We start from the raw sequence: 23594 nt of genomic DNA, 5'->3' as shown, positions 1-23594 counted from the left end.
GCTAGTTCCAATTCAATGTAACAGTTAAAACTTCCTGGTTTGATTAGCACAAGGAGTACTCTGGGATCTCAGCCATGTGATTTGTGCTTCATTATCGTAAATGACACTAGTTTTCCCCATATTGGTTTTGCAACCAATGAGTTTAGAATTCATAAAGCGCTCAGTCGCTGAATTATGAACAAACAACATACCCGTCTTTACTAACGAGGCGTTCCAATGGCCCTCATCTATAAAAAACCTAGCATCGAAATCTTCTCGCCCTTGTAAGGGAGAAGAGCGAAGAGCAGGTTTAATTGAAAAAACTGGCTTTACTATTTTTTCGTTTGAATATCTGTTGGCAAATTCTCCAGCTTGGTTAGTCTTGTAATCTTGAACGGGACCACCTCCACTAAGTGAATAATTCACAAAAATCAAATTTAACATTGAGATTGGTGACAAAGAAACTACCAATATACAAATGATAATTACCATTATATTCTCTCTATCTAATAGTGCAAATGAAAATGAGATTGGGGCAAATAGTATTTGTAGTGAGCGAGAGCCTATAAGATTAAATATCATTCCACCAATGAAATAGAATCCAGAGGAAACAATCACTCCAATATCTAACGGGGGGATGTCCTCAATCTTTTCTAATAAGAACGAGTATAAGAGTAAGGATATTATTAATGCTAACAAAACCTTATTGCCAAAAGTAAGAACTGTTGAGAGTCGATTATCTATTAAACTGGGATACTTCATAATATTTGTTACGGTTCCACTACTTTTCGATCCGAATAAAATCAGCCTTAAGGTTGATAGGGAATTCCCAGCAGACTTACTCACTGGTTGAATTAAAATAAAAAATACTCTATTTTGGAATTGAGTAAAATAATACATAAAGAAATATAAGTAAATCGTAGAAAGAACAACAATAGGTAGTATGCGATCAATTTTTAATATATTTGAAGGGCGAAAAGATATTCTCCAATTCTTTGCCTCTCTTAGACTGGTGGTCAAGTCAATAATTCGATGTTGATTTGGAAAAGCACTAGTTAGAGGGGTAACAACAATTGAAATTAATTTCGACCCCAAATAAAACAAGAAAAGGATGGGATGTGATAGTATTAGAGACATATAGACAGTTAAAATTAGTATTTTTTTATTACAAATGGTAGAGCGTTCAAGCCCCAAAATAAAAATCAAGAAGACTAATCCTATGAACTGTGGGACAAATTGATTATTCAACCATGGATATATAAGGATAAGAAAGAAGCAAGAAGCAACATGTGTTTTGAAAGGCTTCTTAGTAAGCTGGCGAAAGTAATACCAAGAGACGATCGAAAATGAGACGATAATAATGTAATACCCTATTTCAAAAATAATTTGATTCTCGCTAGCAATTACTTTTTGTAATGTGAAGAAATATGAATAATAGGCTGGCCACTGAAGATACGAATAGAACCCACTAGAGAGAGGATGTGCACCGAAGGAACCCATGAAACTAATCCATCCAGAAAGTCCAACAATATCATTTCCAGCAATGCTATAAAATAATAAATTGTGAGAATTTAATAGTACATAGAAGCCGATGGTAGCAAATAGGCTAAGATAGCTGCTTTTAGAGATGAAAACAATAATCGGCAAGAGAAAACAGATCAAAAAGACTAGAATCCAAAAAATGGTTGGAATTTGTGATAGGTAGCCCGAATTACGAGGAACATGCAAAGGATAAAATTTAGAAATTTCGATTGATAACCATCCGATGCAGATGAACAAGAGGGAAAGACAGAGAGTCACCAGATTTCTAGATTTGACATATCTATTTTTAATCATAGTATTCATATATTATGCAAAATTTTATTCTAAATAGCCGAGTTTTTCTAATTGTTCCTGAACATCATCTTCGACATCGTAATTTGAGGTATGGTTAGCAGAGAACTCTTTCGGGGTCGATTGATCTATGTCTATTTCTTTTTGAGGCCCCTCATTATATGATATTACCCTACTAAGATAGGGGCGAATATTTTTAGCGATATTATTTAAGCTTTTTCTCGATATCGGAGCAGATGGAGCAGTTGCAAAATGCACCGCAGAATATGGGATCCTTTCATACCAGTCCCCCATATTCACCACAATACCACCTTTCTCATCCCAGATCGAAGATGCGATATATTCTATATGGGGATATTTCGAATGCTTCCATAAATCACATCGTGCATAATTTCTCGTAGAATGGTTATTCCACAGGTTTTCACCTTCACATTGAATATTAATACCCATGGCGGCAGCAGCTGTAGGAAGAATATCAATGCTTGAAACACAGCTGCGAATTTCCCGAGAGGGTAGACCAGCACCTGCAAAAACAAGGGGAACCTCAACTAGCTCAGGAACTATTGGTGAACCATGTCCATACATGCCACCATATTCTCCAAGTAGCTCGCCATGGTCTGACGTTAATATCACTAGGGTTTCATCATATATTCCCCGTCTTTTTAACTCAGAGATCAGATTTTTAAATCGGCACAATGAATCTTCAACCCCATCCTGATATAATGTAGAAATTTTTTTAGGATTGTGTTTATGATCATTGAAAAATTCGCTGGGAGAATCATATTGATCTCTATATCCTTTACCTCCATAAACCATATGCCCTCCAAAATGGTGTTCAACATAAAAAAATGGACTATTCATTTTAGACAATTTTGTTTCATCATTTAAATGAAGAATCTTTAGCGGAGGCTTTTGAGACGCGTCGTCTATTCCCCTCCAGATTTCATTTGGAAAATAACCAAAATTGCCATATTTACTAATAATTTCAGGTTTTTTTTCCAAACAGTCTGAGAACGACCATACTTTGTGAGATTCAGGATATTCTCCAGTTAAAATAGATGGGAGGCTTGATGCTGTGAACGTGCTAGGAGATATAGCCTTGCAGCTAATACCGAGATCCAGAATCTCTTGAGGCGTATAATCAAACCGGAGGCTATCACAGATAAATAGCACTACATTCTCCACATTATCATTAGCAATTCGTTCAATCTGGCCTTTAATTTGGTCACTCATAGTCAAATAATTACTCAATATATCCTAGCGATTCTAGTTGTTCGTTTACATCTGACTCTAGCATTATACTTGAATGGTGGCATGCTTCACTAATAATCTTACGTCTACTATCGAACTCACACTCAAGCCATGGGACAGTAGTAAGATTCCCTAAATGTATATTTGGAGGATGTCCAAAAACATTCCATTTGCCAAACGAATTCCCATGATCAGAAGTTATAACAGTTTTTCCAGCCAGATTTTCAACAAGTTCACTTACGTAGGGTAATGACAAAGACAAATTTTCACGATAAGCTTCCCAAGCTACATTTTTATTTAAATTTCCAGCTTCTAATTGCTGCCAGATAGAATCAGACCTGTTTTTTGGTTTGAAAACTTGACCCTGAAACTCTGGTTGAGATATCATTTGTCCCTTTGATCCTATGAATGGGATGTGGGGTTGAATGTAATGGATAATCAAACGCTTGTTAGGATTTTCTTTTAACGCTTTAATAGCCCTCTTTGTTACTCTTTCTGGATGTACAGATCCCAGTGAATCGTCCCATTCAGTACTCCATAATGGAATAATTTTATGAAATTGAGAATCTACTTTAGTGATCTGTGGATTAGCAGTAATATAAACAACATCGGGAAATGAGTTTTTATGGACGGTCTTGCGGAGAAATTCTTCAGTTTGAGAAGCAGGAGATTGTATTGAAGACAATCGACCATCAATTGTATTTTCAGCTTGGAACAAGTCGAATCTGCATGCATCAAGAATTACAAGATTGTCCCAATCCAACTCGATGAAATTCTCACCCTTATGGTCGTAAAATTTGTCAAAGTAGATGCGAACAAGTTCGTCAAAAATTGCCGAAGGGCGTTGTAAACCGTTGAGGACCTGATTAATAGAGTACATTCATGTTTGTATTAATTAGTGTATCACTTATACCTGTTGATTTCTCGTATAGGAATCGGATTGGTTGAGTTGAAGGACACATTATAAAATATGGCACTATCTAGTTGAGCTAGTTTAAGAAACGAGCAGGTTGTTGAGTAACTTGCCTAGAGATGCTCCCAAACCTGCTCAGTGATGGCTTAGACGTGGATTTAGAAGAATCTTGGGACAACGAGCGGACGGTTGTTCTCTCAGAGAAGTAAAAGCAATTCTTGCGCTTTTCGACGTAAAACGCTCACATCAAGCGATTTTTCAGTGGGTACATCGGCTGGCTGACAGCGTGTCCAACGCGGGTCGCGGTCGACGAAACCGCTGTCAGAATCAACGGCGAGTGGTCTTGGGTGTACGCTGCAATAGACACCGAAACAAAGCTGCTACTCGGTATCGAAGTGTTTGATCGGCATAGTACTGATTCGGCGGCTGCGTTTCTGTCTGGATTAGCCGAAAAAACGGTCTCTCGGACGCCATGTTTCTCGTTGAAGGCTACGGATATCGGACTGCCCTCTTTCACATTGGGTTGAGCGATCGCCTCGACTACACAGAGCGAAACCTGATCGAAAAGTGGTTTCACACGCTTAAACAGCGCATCGACCGCTTCCATACGTCCTGGGTGGGCAGTCGGCCGAGCGTCCAGCGCTGGCTTGAACAGTTTGTATAGTACTATAACCATCAGAGGCCGTACCAATCGCTCAACAACCGAACGCCTATCGAGGAGGAGCTAAACAATACAGTGCCATTTAATAGGACATATAGATTAGATAAAATCTGATTAGGATTGATTTGGAAAGAGCAAAAAGGCAAGACCAATACATCATGCAGTAGACTGTAGCGATAATAATGACTCAAAGTAAAATCAACGTACTTCTCATCGGACCTGTAAATCCGACTGGTGGAATCGCCCAGTATATCAACGAACTAGTACCACGTCTGCCTGAGCCTTTTGACCCAGAGGTCCATGGTGTCGATAGCCTCCAAGACCATGACGGCTTTTCAAGCTTCCTTGTAGGACTAATCGATTCGACAATCTCGTTCGTCTTCCGGAGTGAGCCCGATGTCGCACATATCCATACTTCTCACGGGGCCTCCTTCTTTATCTCTTCGGTGTATATCCTGTTCGCTGCGAAAGTATGGGACTCCAAAACATTAATCCATGTCCATGGTTCCTCTTTTGACGACTTTGTGACAGAATCTTCCTTCCCAGTAAAAAAATACGTGGAGTTCGTCCTCCGTGTGGGGGACGGAACAATTGTTCTCTCCGATTATTGGAAGGATGTGCTAACGAGTGTCCAACTTGAAAAAGATATTTACGTTCTTCAGAACGCTGTTGATCCAAGTGAATATAATTCCACAGAAGAGAATGGAAATACAGTCAAAATTGCATACATCTCAAACTTAATTGACCGGAAAGGATCGGTTGAGTCCTCAATCGCGTTTAAACAACTCTGTGAAGAGGAGGTTGACTGTCAGATTGAAATTGCCGGAAAAGGAATTAACTCAGACAGGATGGAATTGCTCGACGAGCAATTCAACCAAGTCACATACCACGGCTACGTTTCTGAAACAAAGAAGCGTGAGATTCTAGAAAATAGTGACATCTACGTTCTTCCATCATACGCCGAAGGACTACCAATCGCCATTCTAGAGGCAATGGCGGGGGAGAATGCGATTGTGAGTACGAATGTTGGAAGCATCCCGGAGGTGGTTTCAGACAAAAATGGTCGCCTCATCAAACCGCGCAGCACTGAGGAAATACTGGAGGCTCTAAAAACGCTGGTTAAACGTTCAGACGAAGTTGAAAAGATGGGTACTGAGAGTAGGCGAATGATAGAAGACAAATACAATTGGGATGTCGTAATTGAACAACTCGCACAGATATACCGCAACAAATAAGGGGATGATTTAAAAATATATTTTTATAATAATTACTTTTCTACTCTTTTCTATCACTATGGAAACTAAATGACGAGAGTGCGTAGCACATCCATGCTTGACTCCACCGCATATAGGGAGTTTTATCCGAGAAAATACGACCGATTCGCCGGTAGAAATACCCGTTTGAATCGAGAAGATTCTCCAGCGACCACTGCCCCACTTTTCGAGCCATCTCCCAGTCTTGATCGGTACCACGTTGAACGAAAGTGAGAATCGCTTGAGCTGAAGCGTGTGCGTCATATGGGTAACGTTGATCGGCCTCAAAGCGCGGTGCACCATCATCATCGAATAAGTTTCGACGGTAGAACTCCATCCCTTTCTGATACGCCTCCCACGTCGGATGGCCGTCCGGACGTTCCATCGCGTATTCGTAGAGACTCTCCAATACGAATCCAGTATGGAAGTTGTCGTGACTTAAGTGGGACTCCGTGGCAGGCATTGAGTAGTACCACCCGCCAGTGTCGGCTTGTGCATCGACAACGAATTCGAACAGTTCCTCTACTCGGTTAGACAATTCTGTCGAACCAATGTGGTTATTAAGATTATGGAAGAACCCCGCAGCGAGAGCGTTTGTGTTTATCAGTACAAACGAATCGTACGGAGTGTAAGTGAATACGTCGAACCCGTTAATTCGTTTCTGATTGATATGGGTACGAATAAACGATGCAGCCGACTTCGCTGTGTCGAGTGCCCACCTTTCCCCTGTGGCGTCATAATATTGGAGAAACGCACGACCAACAAAAACGGTGACAACGATCGAGGGATGGTATTCTGGGAGGAAAAATTTGCGTGCGTTTTGCCAGTCAAAATTGTACCCCCAACCAGCAGCATCGTTATATTCGGGGGAGCGGTTCCGATCGAGCCATCGAAGAAGGTTCTCTGATTCTTTTTTATCTGCTTCCCGACCCGTCTCACAATATCGATTCAGATATGCCATCGAAAACAACGCAATCCCCTTCGGATTGCGCTCTTTTGGCACCTTGAGCAACGGACGGAGGTTGATTGGAGACTTGTTCACGGAATGTATCCCAATTAACCGCGTCAACCAATTTGTTGCGGTTGCGGAGATGAGTGGACTATTTAAACCGTCGTAAGGGTCGTATCCCGCATAGTCTTGGCCTTCCGCCCATTCGAGACATCGGTCGCACGTTATTCCTAAACCGTCAGTCATTCCGCTATTCCCGGTTGATTTCATTCTTGATTAGATTGGTTGTAATATCGCCAACTTCCTGTAGGACTGTTTTGGATCGGGATCTATCCGGCGAGATATCATTTGATGAAAGTGAACCGATATAGTCAAGAATAGAAGTCGAATTCCGGGAATGCAATATTTTCTCGTCGGATACCAATTCTTCGTCGACGGAAAGGAGTGAATTCGGGAAAAAAGACACTGCTGGCTTGTCCATGCACGCTGCTTCACGCGCCATCGTCCCTGAGCCAGTGAGCACACACTGTGTATGCCATGCAAGTTGTAACCCATTCAGAGCCTGTTCAGGAACGAACACACGGTCGGAGGGATATGGCTCTGCAAACTGCTCGTCACCACGACCACGAGGCAAATAGACCACGTTGAACCCTCGTCCGACTGCACCCTCCAAGATATTCGGTACGAGAGATCGTTCGGCGTCTACGTATGCCGCGTCAAGCGCCTCGGGACGTACGACAATGTAGTCCTCGAAAGGAAGCTTGTCGGTAAACGATGGATCAGGTTCGAACTCGGCAATATAGATATCCTCTTTGTATCCATCGTACGAAATTACCTGTTCGGGGTCAGCGCCCCACTTAATCAACTCCTCGACATCAAATGCCGATGGAACAACATTGTACGTCGCCTGCGCTTCCAGACGATTGTATAACTCTTCGAATTTCAACCCATCAACGTGCGCCGTAATATCATTGTCCGTGAAATGAATTGATGGAATGCCACGGGCTTTTGATGCGAGGATACACATGGCGTTGCGCGAAGAAATAGACACGTCAGCGCCTGGTGCTTGTGCTGTTAGTTGAAACGTTCGAAATGGAATGCCCATTTTCCGAAGTAATGTGTTATCGAAGTCTCGTCCCATTCGGGTGTAATCGAATCCTACCTCCTCAGCTAATCCCACAGTCTCGGTTTTCTCACGCACGGTTACGGTTGTATCCAGACTGGGGAGTGCATCGATTAGACTCCGGAAGAAAAACGGATGTGAGGGACTCACTAAATCAACCCACGCTTTTGGTCGTCGTGCCATTATTATTGTCTTAGATGCGACTAACTCTAAACCCTTCCGTGTTCCAATCGTGCTCGTCCAGTATCGCCTTCGTATCGACGATGAGGTCGCCGTCCATCCACCGGGCGATAGAATGTGGGTCCATCTCTTTGAACTCGTCATGGTCCGTGGTCACTATGATGGCGTCAGCATCGACAACTGCTTCATCGAGTGGCGATAGCTGCAGCGTCTGATCGGTTACGTGCGGGTCATGAAGTGTCACTGTCGGGGCCTTCCTGGAGTCTGATTGAGTACCGCCGTCAGCGAGAGCTGGCTCCTCCTCTTGCATAGCCGGTGACTGGAGTTCTCGTGCTAGTTTCAAGCCGGGGCTCTCACGCGTATCACCAACGTTTCCTTTATACGCGACGCCGAGAATCGCTATCTTGGAGTCCGCAAGTCCGTCAAGTTCCTCGTCAAGGATATCGATAATGTAGCTGGACATTCCATCATTAACTTCCCGAGCGTGCTTGATAAGATCAAGTTTCTCAGAGTTTTGTCCGAGGAACCACGGATCGACGGGCAAGCAATGGCCACCGACACCGGGTCCAGGGTGATGGACATTTACCCGAGGATGCTCGTTTGCGAGCGAAATCGCTTCTCGAGAATCGATTTCGTAGTCGTGGGCGAGCTTTGCGATTTCGTTTGCGATTGCGATGTTTGCATCCCGGAATGTGTTCTGGATGAGTTTCACGAATTCCGCGGTCGTTGCGTTCGCCGTCGTATGGATTTCGGCTTCGACGAACGACTCGTAAAGGCGTACCGCCGCCTCGGTAGAAACACCATTGACGCCACCGATGATTCGAGCGTTCTGCTTGAGTTCGGTGATGATATCACCCGGCAGAACAGTTTCCGGGCAGTGAGCGAGAGCGAAGTCCTTGCCCGCTTCGAGTTCGGATTCTTCAAGAATGGGTCGAAGGACGTCGGCAGTCGTTCCCGGGGGCACCGTCGATTCAAGGATGACCGTATCGCCTGGACGGAGATGCGGCACGATGGCTTTCCCCGCACTCTCGACGTATTCAAGTCCGGCCTCCTTCGACTCGCGGTCAAAGGGAGTCGGAACACAGATAATGTGATATTTTGCCGGGACGACCTCGTTGCTAATCGTCAACTTGTCTGATTCGATTGCCTGCGTGACGAACGCACGAAGACCAGGTTCGTCGATATGGACGTCTCCTTTACTGAGACGGGAAACCACCTCTTCGCTCGTGTCGTAGCCGACCACGTCGTGGCCATAGTTAGCGAACATTGCTGCCGTTGGGAGTCCAATATATCCCAATCCGTGGATACAAAGTGTGCTCATTGTGAGATCATCTCCATTTCTTCAGTTGTTTCGGAAGGTTGTACTGTGTCCACTATTTGTTCACCTGCCGTTCCATCACCGAACGGATTAGTCCAGTCAGGCGCTGTACGATCCATTTCGATGGCCGATTTGAGGATTTCGTCCGCGTCTGTTCCTGTAAGAACGTTCGCGCCGGCATCGATCGTTTCAGGTCGTTCGGTGTTGTCCCGCATCGTCACGCAAGGGACACCGAGAATACACGCTTCCTCCTGAACACCGCCCGAATCGGTAAGGATGAGCCGAGCGTTTGATTCGAGATTGAGAAAATCAAGGTAGTCCTGTGGCTCAACGAGCCGAATCGACCGTGGAACAGAAAGATTGAACTCCTCGAGTCGATTTTTCGCGCGCGGATGAATTGGGTAAACTACCTCCGTTCCGAATCGATTCGCAACACGGGAGACACCAGAGAGCATTCCCTCAAAGCGGTCTGGGTCGTCTACGTTCTCTGCCCGATGTGCAGTCATGAGAACATACTCACCGCGTTGCAGTTCAAGCTCCTCAAGTACCGAACTTTTCTTCTGTGCGAACTCTCGATGCTGCTCAACTGCATCAACGACAGTATTTCCAGTAATGTGGATTCTATCCGCTGGAATTCCCTCATCTTGTATTAGTGCCGCCGAATCATCGGTCGGAGCGAAGAGATAATCCGCCACATGATCGGTCATGACGCGGTTAACTTCCTCGGGCATATCACGGTCAAAGCTCCGAAGCCCGGCTTCGACATGACCGAGGTCGATATCCATCTTGCTTGTCGCAATAGCTCCCGCAAGTACCGAGTTTGTATCCCCTTGTACGAGAACAGTCTCGGGTTGTTCTTTTTGAATAATCTCTTCAATTCCGACGAGCATTGCCGCGGTTTGAACCCCGTGCGAGTCCGAACCGACCCCGAGATTGTAATCAGGATCAGGAAGTTCCAATTGCTCGAAAAACACGGCATCGAGTTCTTCCGAATAGTGCTGGCCAGTGTGAATCACCGAATACGGGACATCGTTTGTTTCACAGGCGCGGATGACCGGCGCGAGTTTGATTATCTCCGGTCGCGTTCCGAGGACGATTACGATTTCAGTGTCTGTCATCTCAAATCCCCACCTCGTGAACCCGATCAATCATGTTTGAAATCCGGTTCAGGATCAGTCCACAGAAAATCCCAAGCGTCCCGATAATCGTCACGAATCCGCTCACCAATACTTTCGCGGGATAAAACGTTCCGGTGGATTGGTAGATGAGGATCGCATCAAGACCGTAGAGTGCTCCAGCAACAGTCAGGAGCAATCCGGGAAGCCCGAAGAAGATTAACGGATGCTTGTCACGAACTAACTTGAGGATGAACGTCACGACGGTCAACCCGTGATGAAGGGGATTGTATGTTTGTCCGTCAATACCCTCGTATCGAACGTCGATAGAGGCCTCTTCAATAGTGAGATCCTGCCGCACAGCCGTGTCAATCATCTCACTTTCGACACCGATCCCATCGGTCTGCAATCGAAGCGAATCGATAGCGTCTGCAGAGAATGCACGAAACCCACTCTGAGTATCTGTGAGCTTTGTACCAGTCCGACCGGTTGTCAGTACATCCAATATTCTCTGGCCGAACCGTCTGTAAAGCGGTGTTTCATCGTCTGCATCCGTTTCGAGATAGCGACTACCGATGACGATATCAGCGTCACCATCGGTAACAGGTCCGATGACCTGGGGAATATCACTCGGCTTGTGCTGACCATCTCCATCGATGAGAACGAGATTTTCACACTCAGTCGACCGAGCAAATTCGAGAATCGTCTTTACTGCGCCCCCTTTACCACGATTAGTGTCGTGTTGGAGGACGGTCGCACCAGCCTGTTTCGCGATCTCGATAGTATCATCGGAACTCCCATCATCTACCACGACAATATGGTCGGCGTGTCGTTGTGCGGCGAGGATAGTACTTCCAATCCCCACTTCCTCATTATAGGCAGGGATACCGACAAGGAGATTTGTCTGTTCGTCCTCAGTCGATTGAATCTGGGCATCAGCGCTAGTCGTTTTCCGCCCTCGTTGCTCCCTAGTTTTCTGTTGCTGTTCCTCAGTCATATTAAGTCTCAACTTTTCAAACGACATCTCCCACTCCTTGATTATAGAATAAGACTAATGAATTAAATATCTGCTGGTGGAACCATTTCTTGTAACCTGATACTTCCACAAAACAATCACACCGACCCTATAACTAAGTACTTTCTGATTGATAATCGTGTATAAACTATAATTGGAGTTTTTTAGTTCTCGATAATCAAAATATCGGTGGAATTGCTCGTTAAAATTCTAAATATATATCAGTTCTTCCCACGCTCTTTAACACTCCACAGATAAATTTCGTTCGATTGTAAATCATGCAAATACTGTTTTAACTTTGTGTTTGATATTTATACCCTTAAAACCATTAATTGGCAATCAGAATATTTATATAAACAGATATATATAGACAAATTCAGTTTGATTTAGACTAACTATTACACCTCTTTCTACCAGTTGTTGGGATTGTGAATATCAGCGGGTCAGTACCGCTATTCGAATAAACGAGATTCCGAGTCTGAGATGATGTCGCATACGAATCGGGACTGATTTTCGTTGGAGACGACGGGAACAGTTGTGCCCCAACGGTAGTCCACGACTGCTGCGATACGACTGGACAGCTCGGTACCTTCCCACCATGCAACCACTCGTACACTGCAAGCTGTGAAACGTTGGCATCAGTCTGTTTAGGATAGTACTTGAACGCGAGTCTCGTCATATGCCCGTCACTGGTCCAACCATCAGCGTACGTTGTCGCGAACGTCGCCGTTTCGAACTCTGGTTGCGTCACCAGCGGTTGGGCAGACGTGGCTCGCAAGCCGCTAAACGCGAGAGGGGCACTCACTACTGAACAGAGGAGAACGACCACGATGAGTGCGGCCTGAATCGACCGCGAAGTCGAACGCCGAGTCAAGAGAATCACACCAACGCCGGCCAACACGGCAAATGGAACATGGATGAAGGTCTGGGCACGAATCGCGAGGTCCTGATACGGAACGGTCAGGCCACCGGTCAGTGCAAAACCGATTATCGACAGAGTTCCGAGAAGCAAGGCAAAGACTGTGGATCCATCGAGACCGGCACCGACAAGCCGCGGAATCCCGTGGATCGCGACGATACCTACGAGAGCGATGGGAAGGACGTACACGAACACTAATTTGTCCGTCGTTGCCGTTCCGGGGAAGATCGGCGTCACAGCGTTTGCGGTGATGAGACCGGCCCCACCCAGAAGCACCACCGACGGCAAGTCGCGCTGGATGCGGGGACTTGCCCTCGAAAGCCACACGGTAAGCAGGACGAGGACAATGACCCACGCGACGAACAAGCCCGGAGCCGAGGAGATTTGGCTCAACTCGTTGAGTTTGAACGTAGTGTAATAGACGCTAACGTAGGTCCAGAATCCGGCGACTACCAACATCATCAACAATCCGCGTTTGTCGACCGACGAGCGAAGAGAGAGCGCCAAGAGTGAAACGATGGCGAACCCCCCGACGATGGTGCTGAGATTGTGCGTGAGCGGAAGGAGGACGAGCACCAATCCCGTCACCACCATCCACGAGCGACTATTCGTTCGGAGCGTACGGGCGAACGCGACGATGCCCAGAATGATGAAGACGAGACCCAACCCTTCGCTCGTCACCGCCGTCGACCGGCCGAGGAAGATACCGTTCGTCGCCAGAACGACACCAGCCACGAACGCCGCGATGCGAACGTCAAACCGTGACCATCGGAGTCGGAAGCCGATCCGACGCGTGACGACGACGACGAAGAGACACGCCGTCGCGCCGATGCTCGCGGTGAGAAGTTGGGCGACGTACAGCGGTTCGATTCCCGTCAGCTGACTACAGATGGCGAGCAGGGTCGAAAAGGTGTACTCGTCCGGGTTGAGAAACGCAGTCGAAACGGGGAGGTACCCGTGTCGAACTGTCTCGCGGGCGAGTCTGGCGAATTTAAACCCATCCACATTAAATGCTAACGGGCTCCAGTACAGCGGAATCGTACGCATTGCGAGCGCGATGAGAACGACGGCCAGCGAGACGAGGCCTACCGAACGACGTCTTCTCATTGGACACCCCTCCCATCCGACGGGCGTCCCCGTTCGGTCGCCCCGACGGAATCTTTCACCAATTTTGCGGGTTGTCGCCGCGAGAACTGCACCGCGACGAGTCCCGCGCTCAGGAGCATGATGGCCAGACCGCCGAGAACACTACCGATAACGATTCCCGGTGTCAGCGTGGTTGAGATGCGAACCCCGTAGACGACGAGGTAGTTCAAGCGGTCAAGAACGAACAGCGCGCCCGTCCCGAACACCAGCGCACCGCCCACGGCGACGACACCGATGCGCAACGCATCCCCGACGACGAGTCGAAGCACGCGCGTCGGCCACGCACCTGTCGCTCGGTAGACACCGATCGCCCGTTGACGCGCGTGGACGGCTTGCGCGAAAACGGCGGTCGTGCTCCCGACGGTCATGAGACCCGCAAGGGAGACGAGGACAACGAGCAGCAGTTGTAGGTTTCCGAATGCCGTAGTCAACGCTCGACCGATGCCCGTTCCACCCGCTCCGCTGCCACCACCCGCATAAGCGGTAACGAGTCGGTCATCCCCGCTGACAGTGTACGATGTGGAAGCTATGGGTTGCCCGTCAGAGACGAGGGACAGCGAGTGTGAGCCGGGGGTCTGTTGCCCGAGGCGGACCGTCTTCACCACAGTGTCGCCGGGAGCAACCGAAACGGTCTGTCGTACATCCGCGCCGCCACCAGAGAGACGAAGGTCCCGGTCGAGGGTCCGGTTCCACGGGTTGAAGAGTTGAAGGCGAGCACTCGTCCGCGACAACAGACTCGGCGAGCTCGGTCGAACCCCGATGTCGGCGACGAGCGTCCGGAACGTCGACTGTGACACCCGCACCGTGCGCGTAATAGTCCGGTTTCCGGCGGTGACGCGGACAGTCGAGTTCCCGGCGGCCCCGAACGGAATCCCGACGCTGCCGTTCTCGTCGGTTCGAACCATCGTGTCCGAGCCGTTCCCTGAAGTTGAGACGCGAATAGAAGCGTTCTTTACGGGAGCTCCGGCCATCGTCGAAACCCGGACGTGGGGCGTGCTGTTCGGCGGTGCGGTCTCTGGAAGTCCACGGATTTGAATCGCGTTGGGGGAGACGACGGTTATCGAGCGCGTCTCGTTGCCGACGCGGAGGGTCGCGGTCCCCGGCTCCGGCGTGGGTAACTTGACAGTTACTGCGCGCTGTGAACCCGAATCCAGGCGAATGGAGACGGTTTTCGAGGCGTCACCGAGTGTGGCCGTCACGTTGTGCGTCACCGGCTCGTCCCTGAAGTTACGGAGCCGAATCGTCACCGGCAGGCGTTCATTCGATTCGACCTGCGGCGGTGCGGACACGTCGAGGCGTTCGACGGACGCGTCGGGGCGACCTTCGAGCCGTTTGGGCGTCCGAACGATGTGGACGGAGCCGTTCGATTTCGTCGACAGCTGTCGACCAACAGGAAGCGACACGAGGATCTGATCGTCGTACACTCCTGGTGCGGTATATGTGCCGACGATGCGGACTCGTGCGAGTCCGGTTTCAGTGCTACCACCCAGGGAGACATTGTCTCCAACATCAATTCCTGCGGTCCGAGCCAAATCAGCGCCGACGACGGCTTCGTTCGCGGACTGGGGCGGGCGACCGCGTTCGAGCGTCGCGTTCGAAACGGACGCGAACGACGAGTAGTTCACGCCGCGGGCGACGACCGGTTGACCGTCACGGACAGTAAAAAGAAGGATTTCCGCGCTCGCCGCGATTCCTTTTGCTCGAAGCGCATTGGCATACTGTTGTGGAACGTCACTTGCCACCGGATGTATCGCACCCGGTTCCGTGAGTGTCGTTCCCTGTGCACTCATGAGCGGCGTCATGACGCCGGCAATTGACCCCATGAGAAGGATGACGGTGACGAACACGGTCAGCGTCGCCATGCTCGGGGCGAGTGCACGCCAATCGAGCAGTTGCAACGTGAACAGCCGCCGAAGTCGGGATTGTGGAGCCTCTCGCGGTTGGTCCCGTTCCAGTTCGCCGGTAACGCGCGCAGGCGGTGGGCTGACGGTCGGCCACACGGCAGCGGCCCCTGCCATGAGTGCGACGAATAGCGTCCCAACGTACAGAGGAATCAACACCGTGAGAACCAATCGACTGACATGGACCGACAGCGATGTCGGGAGGCCGAGCGAGACGGCTGCATTAACGGCGATATTCGGGAGGATGATGCCGAGTGCGTAGCCTACACCGACGCCGATGGCAGTGAGCAGTCCGGCCCGCAGTGCGAACAGCGAGAGGACGGTGCGCGGCCGACAACCGGTCGAGCGGAGGACGCGAATCGACTGTCGCCGGTCGCGGACGGTCATCTTCATCACACTGTAGATGGTCACACCGACGAGTACCGTCCCCCCGACCGCGGTCAACGTCAGGACGGTGAGGAGCTGGCGCGTGCCGGTGACGAAGAACGCCAGCGCGGAGCGGAGCGTGACCCCACGGGATGGGATTCCAGCACCGTCCGCCGCACCACTCCCGGAACCTGCAGGTGTGATGACGTACGCGCCGGACGCGCCGAGTTTCCTTATCGTGTCCGGCTGGGCGACGTACCAGTCGGACGGAATCAGTTGCTCGCCAGACGTTCGCGGCGTGACGGCTACGGTGAGGGGACCTCGGTCACCTACGAGTCGCTGTTTACCCTTCGTCGTCCTCGTACCGCTCGTGACGCCCGACGGCGGTGGCGCAGGTATCGAGGCGTCGGAATCGGTTTTGAACGCGGACGCCTGTTGTTTCGAGATACCGGCGACGTAGCGCGTTTCACCGTTCGGCAGTTCCACCGTCGCCATCGGGACGACGAGCGCGTCCGTACCTGCTTCCTCCTGTGCACGAGCGACGGAATCGTAGTGGACGGCGGTCCCGTCCGTGCCGTACTCTGCGGCAATGCTCGTCGTTTGCGTGCTCACGGCGGCGACGACGATGGTCGTCCCCGTCAGGAAGCCGACCGTCACCGCGATGACGAGGATGGCGAGCTTGTCGCGGCGTGACCACCGCGTCAACAGCGCGCGTCGATACCCCACGGAATCACCTCATGGCGACGGCGCGCCTCGTTTGGCGGGGGCGGTTCCGTTGCCCGCGGTTACGTTGACCCAGAGATGCACTTCCCGATAGGCGTTGTTCGCAGTCGGGTTCTCGGGAACGCCGTCCTTGTACAATAGGTAGAGCACGCGAAGTCGCTCACCCGTCATGCGTGGCGTGATTTTATGGGTGGTTTGCCACGTCTCATTCTGCCCGAGCGTGGTCTGGAATCGTTGTAGCCGCTGCTGGTCGTTGACCACGGTCGAATTGTTCTTCATCGTTACGTTCTGTAACAACACGACGGCAGTGTAGCGCTCGCGGTCGTGTTCGTGATTCTCGATACCAACGACAACGGGCTTGCTCTCACCCTGGGTGAAGTTTGCCGGGTAGTTGTCGGCGACCAGTTTCCCATCGTCGTTCTTCGTCAACAGGTAGAACTCGCTAAACGATTCGCCCTGCTTCGGAACCGCAACGGCGTACGTCACACTCGCCGTGGCGAGAAGGATACTCAGGATCAAAACGACGTTCAACACGGCATCGGCCCGCGTATCGGGTTCGAACAGTTCGCCCCGTGCACGCCCGAACCAACTCCGGTAGGGGACGGAAAACCGCTCCTCTTCGGGAAGGTTGTTCCGCCGAACCGCCCCAACAGCGGTCATACACAACGTGAACGCGCTGAGGCTCAACAAAACGGGAACAAGTCGAATCCCCCACGGGGTGAAGTTGAGTATCAATCCGATGAGCGGGACGATTGCGATGCTCGTCCCGAACGACAGCGCCACTCGCTCGAGGCCATCGATTCCGGTACCCGGGCGTGGAAGCCGTGAGTCGTCGGCATCGGGCGACGATTCATCCGCTATCGATTCTGCCGGTGTGTCCTCCGGGAAGAGCGCTGCGATGAACGCATACCCCGGTGGGAAGAGGACGAATACGAGACCGACGGCAGGCCGGAGCGGTGTCGTATTGAGACCCGGTATCAGAACGACAGCGAGCGTGAGGAAAACGAAAAGACAGATCGCAGCCAAATCCGCGGGAAGAGAACGCACTTGCCGAGGGAGAAGAAGCTGGAGGTTGACGTCACGAGCCATTGGTTTCCCTATAATCCCCGCCATAATAAAAAATCCCCGATGGGGAAGGGATTTCCCGTTGCTAGGTCCAATCATCCGATAACCGCAGTGGAGGGAACCGTACTGGGGGAATTCGGAGAAATGTCAATCTATCTACTCACTACACTCTACTACAACGGCATGAACAACACGGGGGTGAGAATACTCACAACAGCCGAGCCAGCGAGCCATCCGTTGTATAGCGAACTACACCGATTCCACTACCAATTGCTGACACTCCGGAGCAGTCCCACCAGCGCGTACAAACCAGCTCAGGAGAACGTATTTCTGTTCGTATCGTTCGCAAAATCGTATCGAGAGGGTCGGCTTTACCCACTCGTCCACCGAAGAGTCCGTTTTCCGCCCGAGCCGGAGTATTCGAGATTTGCGGTCACGTCGGACTTCGTTGTTCCTTGCGGAACCTCGAAGATGAGGGTTCCCGATTTCGTTGCACCAGCCCCGACCGACCGGGTTGTGTAGAGGCTGCGAACGGCACCGGTAGAATCGGTCGGGTCGTATCGTCGGCCGCCGACCGTCACGTAAATCGACATCCCCGATGGAATGCTCTTACGGGAATTCGTGGGGTTTGCGACGGAAAAGTCCACGAAGAGGAACGTCTGGTCGGTCGTTTGCGTCGTCCCGCCGCTCTCGTACTCCGATTTGAATCGGAATTTCCGAACCGTCCCTTCGAGGTCGTTTCCGAACGTCGCCGTTTCGCCGAGCGTGAGATTCGCGTCCGTCTGCCCATCAGTCGTGCTCGTTGTGGTCGAATCGGACCGTTCGGTTGTCGTCGCCGTCTCTTTCTGGTCGGTCGTGGTAGCCGTCTCGGTCTGTTCACTCGTGGTCGTTGTATCCGTGTCTTCGGTCGTAGTAGCCGTCTCAGCGGCCTCTGTAGTGGTCGTTCCCTCTGTTGTCTGCGTCGTCTGTGACGTGGTGGTCGTTCCGGTACTGGAACTCGACTCGCTCGGAGAGTTCCCCGACGAAGAACACCCAGCCACGCTGATTCCGATGCCGGTACTGACCGTAGCGATGAAGTCTCTGCGTTTCACACAAGGGGGACCACCTCTTTGTTAATTACTCTATGCTAAAGAAAATTATAAAATCGAGCGTTCAAAAATACCGCGATGAAGATGAATCTCGGTGGAAAGAAGGCGAACGAGAAGTCGAGAATCAGCCGGAGCAGTGCCTCGTCGAGTCCCGGAATGAAATGACGGCAGTACGAGGACAAACAGACAAGCGCCGCGAGGTCGGCGGGAAAATGGCGGAGTGACTCCAAAAAGGGCGACAACGATCAATCTCGCTGTAAATTGCGTTCACCTGTGAATCTGATAAAGATCTCTCATGGACATATGTTTACACTCATACATTTGAAAAGCGCTGCCAGAATAGCGGACGGATTCTCGGATGTCGACCAACCGACCAAACTAGTCCGGGGAAAACCATTTTTTACTAACCGGTTGAGTGTCGGTTGGGGGAACCAAAATGAAGCAAACCAGACGACAAGTACTCAGAGCCATCGGCGTGAGCAGCATACCCATTCTCGGGGGGGTTTCGAGCGCACAGGACATGACCACCAGCCAAAACGGGAACGCGAGCCGCGTCCGAGTCATCCACGCGATTCCGGACGCTCCGGAAGTGGACGTCTACGTCGACGGAGATCGCGTCCTGCAGAACGTCGCGTTCAAGGACGTGAGCGACTATCTCGACCTCGACGCCGGAAAGTACACGATACAGGTCGCACCGGCGGGACAAGGCCAGGGAAGTGCGGTCATCGACGAACAGGTCACACTTGATGCGAACACCGATTACACGATCGCCGCTGGGGGGACACTCGACAGTCCGCAGGCGTTCGTGTTCGTCGACGAGAATCAGGAACCGTCCGGTGACCAGGCGCGCTTGCGAGCGGTCCACCTCTCGCCCGACGCACCGGCCGTCGATATCGCGGCGGACGGCGACGTCATCGTCGAAGGACTGGAGTTCGGCAACGCCAGCGATTACGTCGAGGTTCCCGCGGGGTCGTACACCATCGAGGTCCGACCCGCGGGGAAGAACGAGGCCGTCGCCACGTTCGACGTGACCCTCGAAAGCGGCACAGTGGTTTCGGCGTTCGCCGTCGGACTCCTGCAGACGAACGACAAGGCGCAAGCCTTCGACCTCCTGCCGACGGTAGACGCCCCGACCGAGATGATGACGACCACGACGACGACGATGTAGCGGTCGCGACGACCTGCGAAACGACACCGTATTTGTTTTCTGATAGTTCTCGATGAGAGAGTGACCACCTTCGACGCGGTGTCGAGTGGTCCGGCGGTCTCATCCCAGTAGGGCGGTAACGTTACAGCGCCTGCCAGTGTCGATGAAATAACCCGATGCCCAAGGACCTCGAACGCGACCTCGGTCTGGTATCGACGACGACCATCAGCATCGGCGCGATGGTCGGGAGCGGTATCTTCGTATTGCCCGGTCTCGCGGCGGCGAAGGCGGGACCGGCGGTCATACTGGCATACTTCTTGGCCGGGGTGGTCGTCCTCCCCGCGGCGATATCGAAGGCGGAGATGGCCACCGCCATGCCCGAGGCGGGGGGTACCTACCTGTACATCGACCGGGCAATGGGACCGCTTCCCGGAACTATCGCCGGAATCGGGGCGTGGTTTTCCCTGGTGTTCAAGAGCGCGTTCGCGCTGGTCGGCCTCGGCGCGTACCTCCTCTTGCTCGTGGAGATTCCACCCGGCCTCCTCACGGTCGTGGGACTGGGAATCGCTCTCCTACTTATTGCCGTGAACGTGGTGGGCGTCAAACAGACCGGCAGATTACAGGCGACCATCGTCAGCGTCGTGTTGCTCTCGCTCATCGGCTTCGTCGCCGACGGGAGCACGTACGTCGATGGAGACCTCTACCACCCCTTTTTCTCCCACGGCGGCGGGGGTCTTCTTGCGGCGACGGGGTTCGTGTTCGTCTCCTACGCGGGTGTCACTAAAATCGCGAGCGTGGCCGAGGAGGTCGAAAATCCGGGGCGCACTATCCCGCGCGCAATCCTCGGGTCGGTCGTCCTGATGATGTTCCTCTACACGCTCACGGTGTTCGTCATCGTCGGCGTCACACCGCCCGACTCGCTCCATCACAACTTGACGCCGATGGCCGCCGCCGCCGTCCAGTTCGCGGGTGAATCAGCTCGGCTCGCCGTCGCTGGCGTCGCCGTCCTCGCGCTCACGAGCATGGCGAACGCGGGCATCCTCTCGTCGTCCCGATACCCGCTCGCCATGAGTCGCGATTCGCTCGCGCCCAAACGCTTCAGCCGAATCAACGGCCGGTTCAAGACGCCAGTCGCCGCCATTGCGTTCACCGGCGTCGTCCTGCTCGTCCTCATCGCGTTCGTCCCGGTCAACGAGTTGGCGAAACTGGCCAGCGCGTTCCAAATCGTCGTCTTCGGCCTCATTAACGTCGCCCTCGTCGCGTTTCGAGAGAGTTCGTTGGACTGGTACGACCCGGAATTTGTCGCGCCAGGCTATCCGTGGGTGCAGTTGTTCGGCGTGGTCGGGACCGTCGTGTTGCTCACGCAGTTGGGACTGATTCCGCTGGCCGGTGCCGTCGGCATCTTCGTCGTGGGCGTCGGTTGGTACCGCCTCTACGGACGGGACAAGACGGACCGCGAGGGAGCCGCCCTCGACGCCCTTCGACGGTCGATGGGCCAGCAGACGCTCGACAGAACCGAGCAGGCGGTCGCCGACAGTCACGAGAACGTCCTCGTCGTCGTCGGAGAGGACACCGACCCGAACCGGATACGGGCGCTCGTTCGGATGGGCGCGTTCGTCGTCGCAAAGAACGACGGGACGCTTCGAGTCGCCAAGATAGAAGCGGTCCCCGAGCAGACGACGCTCTCGTCGATGGTCGAATCGTCGGAGACCGATACCGCGTTCGAAAACCGGGTCACCGAGTCGCTGCCGTCGATAGAAACGTCCGTCGTCGTCGACGAACTCGTGACGCACAATCCGAGACATGCGGTCGTCAACGTCGCCGACGAGATGGACGCGGACGTGGTGTTCGGCGAACTGGAGCCCGACTACCTACACGCAGAGTTACTCGGCACCGGCATCGACTGGTATATGAACCACGCCCCCTGTGACGTCGGATTCCTCCAAAACCGCGGCCTCGGGGACATCTCGACCGTGACGGTGCTCGTCGAACCCGGCATCTTCAACGCAGCGAAGGTGTCCGTGGCGACCGAAATCGCGACCCACAGCGATGCGACCCTTCGTTTCGTCACCGCAGTCGCGAACGACGCGTCGCCCGAACTGGTCGAGGCCACGGAGGACTTCTACCTAGAACTCGAAGACGTGTCAGAAGTTTCGACCGAATGGGAGTTGATACGCACCGACGACCGCGTCGGGACGTTGGTCGATGCCACGACGGACTCCGACCTCGTCGTCCTCGGCACGATTCCCCATTCGACCCTGTACACGCTGTTGTTCGGCCACTTCTCGACCGACATCAGTGACCGCATCGACGCCAGCGTCCTGTTGTTCCATCCGAACGAGTCAGAGGGACGGCCGTTCGTGCGGAAGCTCCTCGAACGGGTCGCCTTCGGGACGACTGAATCGTCATCGTGATTGCACCCACGAAACGGGGAAATTCGCACCGGCATCGGAACCGGAGGAGGGCCGCGACGTGCCGAGTCGAACCCCACTCGAACATTTTCCCGAACATATTTGCGGCGTTCCCCACCGATGGGAACGACGATTCAGTTACATGATAGGCCCCATCGAAGCCCCACTTGTATGAGGGTACAGCGCTCGACGCTCGGCAAACTGCTCGCAATCGTCTTCGTACTGAATCTCATGGTGATGGGTGCAGGTGCGTGGTATTCCTACGAACACGCCCCACCGATACCACAGAAGGTCGTCGGACCGGACGGGGAGACGGTCGTGACGAAGGCGCAAGTGCAGGAAGGAAAACGAGTCTTCCAGTCGGACGGCCTGATGAACCACGGGTCGATTCTCGGCAACGGTGCCTATTTTGGGTCAGATTACACCGCGAACGCGTTGTCGTTGAAGACGAAGTACATGAAGGAGTACTACGCGAAGGAAAAGTACGATAAACCGGTCAGCGCGCTCTCGCCGGAGCAACGGGCGGTCGTCAACGCGACGGTGAAGTCCGAACTCGAAGCGAGTCGGCCGAGCGACAGCGTGCAGTACTCGGCCGCGGAACTGTACGCCCACAAGCAAGTTCGGGAGTTGTACGTCGAGCGGTATCACGACGGCGACCTCGAACGCGGCGTTCCGAGCGGGATGATCGCCTCGGAGGAGGACGCACGGGACTTCGCCGACTTCGCGATGTGGACGGCGTGGATTTCTCACACCCAACGGCCGGGGAGCGACCACACGTACACGAACGACTGGCCGTACGAACCCGCCGCCGGAAACACGCCCCCGACGGCGTCGATGACGTGGAGTGTCATCGCGATGGTGCTGCTCGTCGCGGCGGCCGGAATCGGTGTGTGGCTCTACACGTCCATCGACCTTCCCGAACCCGAGACGAAGGGAATCACGGTGCCGTCACCGAAGGACGTCGTGGTCTTCCCGAGTCAGAAGACGGCCGCGCGGTTCGTTCCCATCGCCGCCCTCCTGTTCGTCGTACAGGTGTTACTCGGCGGGCTGTTGGCCCACTACTACATCGAGCGGGGCGGGTTCTTCGGCCTCGGGTCGCTCCTCGGCATTAATTTCGTCAAACTGCTCCCGTTCGCCATCGCGAAGACGTGGCATATCGACCTCGCGATTCTGTGGATAGCAACCCTCTGGCTCGGCGCGGGGCTATTCTTACCCCCGCTGCTGACCGGACAGGAGCG

15 protein-coding genes and 2 pseudogenes are annotated in these 23594 nt (G+C 52.4%); 5 read left to right on the top strand and 12 right to left on the bottom strand.

Annotated elements, in window-relative coordinates; all coding sequences use genetic code 11:
• Positions 1–24: 24 nt before the first annotated feature.
• From BG842_RS29270 to BG842_RS29265, 3 genes are all read right to left on the bottom strand, one after another.
• Complete coding sequence (locus tag BG842_RS29270; RefSeq protein WP_217493362.1) at positions 25–1626, bottom strand: hypothetical protein; 1602 nt, start codon at positions 1624–1626, stop codon at positions 25–27.
• Between the two features lie 213 nt (positions 1627–1839).
• A complete protein-coding gene (locus BG842_RS28210) occupies positions 1840–3045 on the bottom strand; it encodes a sulfatase-like hydrolase/transferase (protein ID WP_139136237.1) in 1206 nt (401 codons plus the stop codon).
• Positions 3046–3055: 10 nt separating this feature from the next.
• Positions 3056–3943 carry a hypothetical protein gene (locus BG842_RS29265; RefSeq protein WP_139136236.1) on the bottom strand — a complete coding sequence of 296 codons (888 nt, stop codon included), beginning with the start codon at positions 3941–3943 and terminating at the stop codon, positions 3056–3058.
• A gap of 214 nt (positions 3944–4157) precedes the next feature.
• Here BG842_RS29265 and BG842_RS22145 point away from each other — a divergent pair.
• Both BG842_RS22145 and BG842_RS22140 read left to right on the top strand, forming a co-directional pair.
• A pseudogene (locus BG842_RS22145) lies at positions 4158–4751 on the top strand (IS6 family transposase); the annotation flags it as partial.
• A gap of 68 nt (positions 4752–4819) precedes the next feature.
• Positions 4820–5872, top strand: a complete 1053-nt coding sequence (locus BG842_RS22140; protein WP_069452489.1) for a glycosyltransferase family 4 protein — start codon at positions 4820–4822, stop codon at positions 5870–5872.
• Between the two features lie 40 nt (positions 5873–5912).
• On the opposite strand, the gene BG842_RS22135 is transcribed toward BG842_RS22140, so the two are convergent.
• The 9 genes from BG842_RS22135 to BG842_RS22095 all read right to left on the bottom strand — a co-directional run bounded on the left by BG842_RS22135 (position 5913) and on the right by BG842_RS22095 (position 18801).
• Positions 5913–6932, bottom strand: coding sequence for a hypothetical protein (locus BG842_RS22135; RefSeq protein WP_254663391.1), 1020 nt, complete (start codon positions 6930–6932; stop codon positions 5913–5915).
• A gap of 157 nt (positions 6933–7089) precedes the next feature.
• Positions 7090–8145, bottom strand: a complete 1056-nt coding sequence (locus BG842_RS22130) for a DUF354 domain-containing protein (RefSeq protein WP_083252692.1) — start codon at positions 8143–8145, stop codon at positions 7090–7092.
• A 10-nt stretch (positions 8146–8155) separates the two neighbouring features.
• Complete coding sequence (locus BG842_RS22125) at positions 8156–9463, bottom strand: nucleotide sugar dehydrogenase (RefSeq protein ID WP_069452487.1); 1308 nt, start codon at positions 9461–9463, stop codon at positions 8156–8158.
• Positions 9460–10578 (bottom strand): non-hydrolyzing UDP-N-acetylglucosamine 2-epimerase, encoded by a 1119-nt coding sequence (wecB, locus tag BG842_RS22120; protein WP_069452486.1) that lies wholly within the window; start codon positions 10576–10578, stop codon positions 9460–9462. Before wecB ends, BG842_RS22125 begins: the two co-directional genes overlap by 4 nt.
• 1 nt (position 10579) lies before the next feature.
• On the bottom strand, positions 10580–11572 hold the full coding sequence (locus tag BG842_RS22115; RefSeq protein ID WP_069452485.1) for a glycosyltransferase family 2 protein: 993 nt from the start codon (positions 11570–11572) through the stop codon (positions 10580–10582).
• Positions 11573–11981: 409 nt separating this feature from the next.
• Positions 11982–13616, bottom strand: a complete 1635-nt coding sequence (locus tag BG842_RS22110; RefSeq protein ID WP_069452484.1) for a sodium/phosphate symporter — start codon at positions 13614–13616, stop codon at positions 11982–11984.
• Complete coding sequence (locus BG842_RS22105) at positions 13613–16648, bottom strand: FtsX-like permease family protein (protein ID WP_069452483.1); 3036 nt, start codon at positions 16646–16648, stop codon at positions 13613–13615. The genes BG842_RS22110 and BG842_RS22105 overlap by 4 nt, the downstream gene beginning before the upstream one ends.
• 9 nt (positions 16649–16657) lie before the next feature.
• Positions 16658–17734: a DUF1616 domain-containing protein gene (locus BG842_RS22100; protein WP_069452503.1), complete on the bottom strand. Its 1077-nt coding sequence runs from the start codon at positions 17732–17734 to the stop codon at positions 16658–16660.
• Positions 17735–18081: 347 nt separating this feature from the next.
• Complete coding sequence (locus tag BG842_RS22095) at positions 18082–18801, bottom strand: DUF4352 domain-containing protein (RefSeq protein ID WP_069452482.1); 720 nt, start codon at positions 18799–18801, stop codon at positions 18082–18084.
• Positions 18802–19234: 433 nt separating this feature from the next.
• Between BG842_RS22095 and BG842_RS22090 the strand changes: the two genes are divergently transcribed.
• The 3 genes and pseudogenes from BG842_RS22090 to BG842_RS22080 form a co-directional block, all read left to right on the top strand.
• The gene (locus tag BG842_RS22090) at positions 19235–19966 is read left to right on the top strand and encodes a DUF4397 domain-containing protein (protein ID WP_069452481.1); all 732 of its coding nucleotides are present in this window, start codon (positions 19235–19237) and stop codon (positions 19964–19966) included.
• A gap of 155 nt (positions 19967–20121) precedes the next feature.
• Positions 20122–22359 carry an amino acid permease gene (locus BG842_RS22085; protein WP_069452480.1) on the top strand — a complete coding sequence of 746 codons (2238 nt, stop codon included), beginning with the start codon at positions 20122–20124 and terminating at the stop codon, positions 22357–22359.
• Positions 22360–22527: 168 nt separating this feature from the next.
• Positions 22528–23594 (top strand): annotated as a pseudogene (locus BG842_RS22080) (cytochrome B); the annotation flags it as partial.

The organism is Haladaptatus sp. W1, assembly GCF_001723155.1.
Taxonomy (GTDB): Archaea; Halobacteriota; Halobacteria; order Halobacteriales; family Haladaptataceae; genus Haladaptatus; species Haladaptatus paucihalophilus.
The sequence above is the reverse complement of the archived record's forward strand: the minus strand, read 5'-3'. Positions and strand labels throughout refer to the sequence as shown.

Excerpts from the sequence above, each read along its gene's own strand:
- BG842_RS28210 (WP_139136237.1), bottom strand. The coding sequence starts at position 3,045 with ATGAGTGACCAAATTAAAGGCCAGATTGAACGAATTGCTAATGATAAT.
- BG842_RS29265 (WP_139136236.1), bottom strand. The coding sequence starts at position 3,943 with ATGTACTCTATTAATCAGGTCCTCAACGGTTTACAACGCCCTTCGGCA.
- BG842_RS22140 (WP_069452489.1), top strand. The coding sequence starts at position 4,820 with ATGACTCAAAGTAAAATCAACGTACTTCTCATCGGACCTGTAAATCCG.
- BG842_RS22130 (WP_083252692.1), bottom strand. The coding sequence starts at position 8,145 with ATGGCACGACGACCAAAAGCGTGGGTTGATTTAGTGAGTCCCTCACAT.
- BG842_RS22125 (WP_069452487.1), bottom strand. The coding sequence starts at position 9,463 with ATGAGCACACTTTGTATCCACGGATTGGGATATATTGGACTCCCAACG.
- wecB (WP_069452486.1), bottom strand. The coding sequence starts at position 10,578 with ATGACAGACACTGAAATCGTAATCGTCCTCGGAACGCGACCGGAGATA.
- BG842_RS22115 (WP_069452485.1), bottom strand. The coding sequence starts at position 11,572 with ATGACTGAGGAACAGCAACAGAAAACTAGGGAGCAACGAGGGCGGAAA.
- BG842_RS22110 (WP_069452484.1), bottom strand. The coding sequence starts at position 13,616 with ATGAGAAGACGTCGTTCGGTAGGCCTCGTCTCGCTGGCCGTCGTTCTC.
- BG842_RS22100 (WP_069452503.1), bottom strand. The coding sequence starts at position 17,734 with ATGGCTCGTGACGTCAACCTCCAGCTTCTTCTCCCTCGGCAAGTGCGT.
- BG842_RS22090 (WP_069452481.1), top strand. The coding sequence starts at position 19,235 with ATGAAGCAAACCAGACGACAAGTACTCAGAGCCATCGGCGTGAGCAGC.
- BG842_RS22085 (WP_069452480.1), top strand. The coding sequence starts at position 20,122 with ATGCCCAAGGACCTCGAACGCGACCTCGGTCTGGTATCGACGACGACC.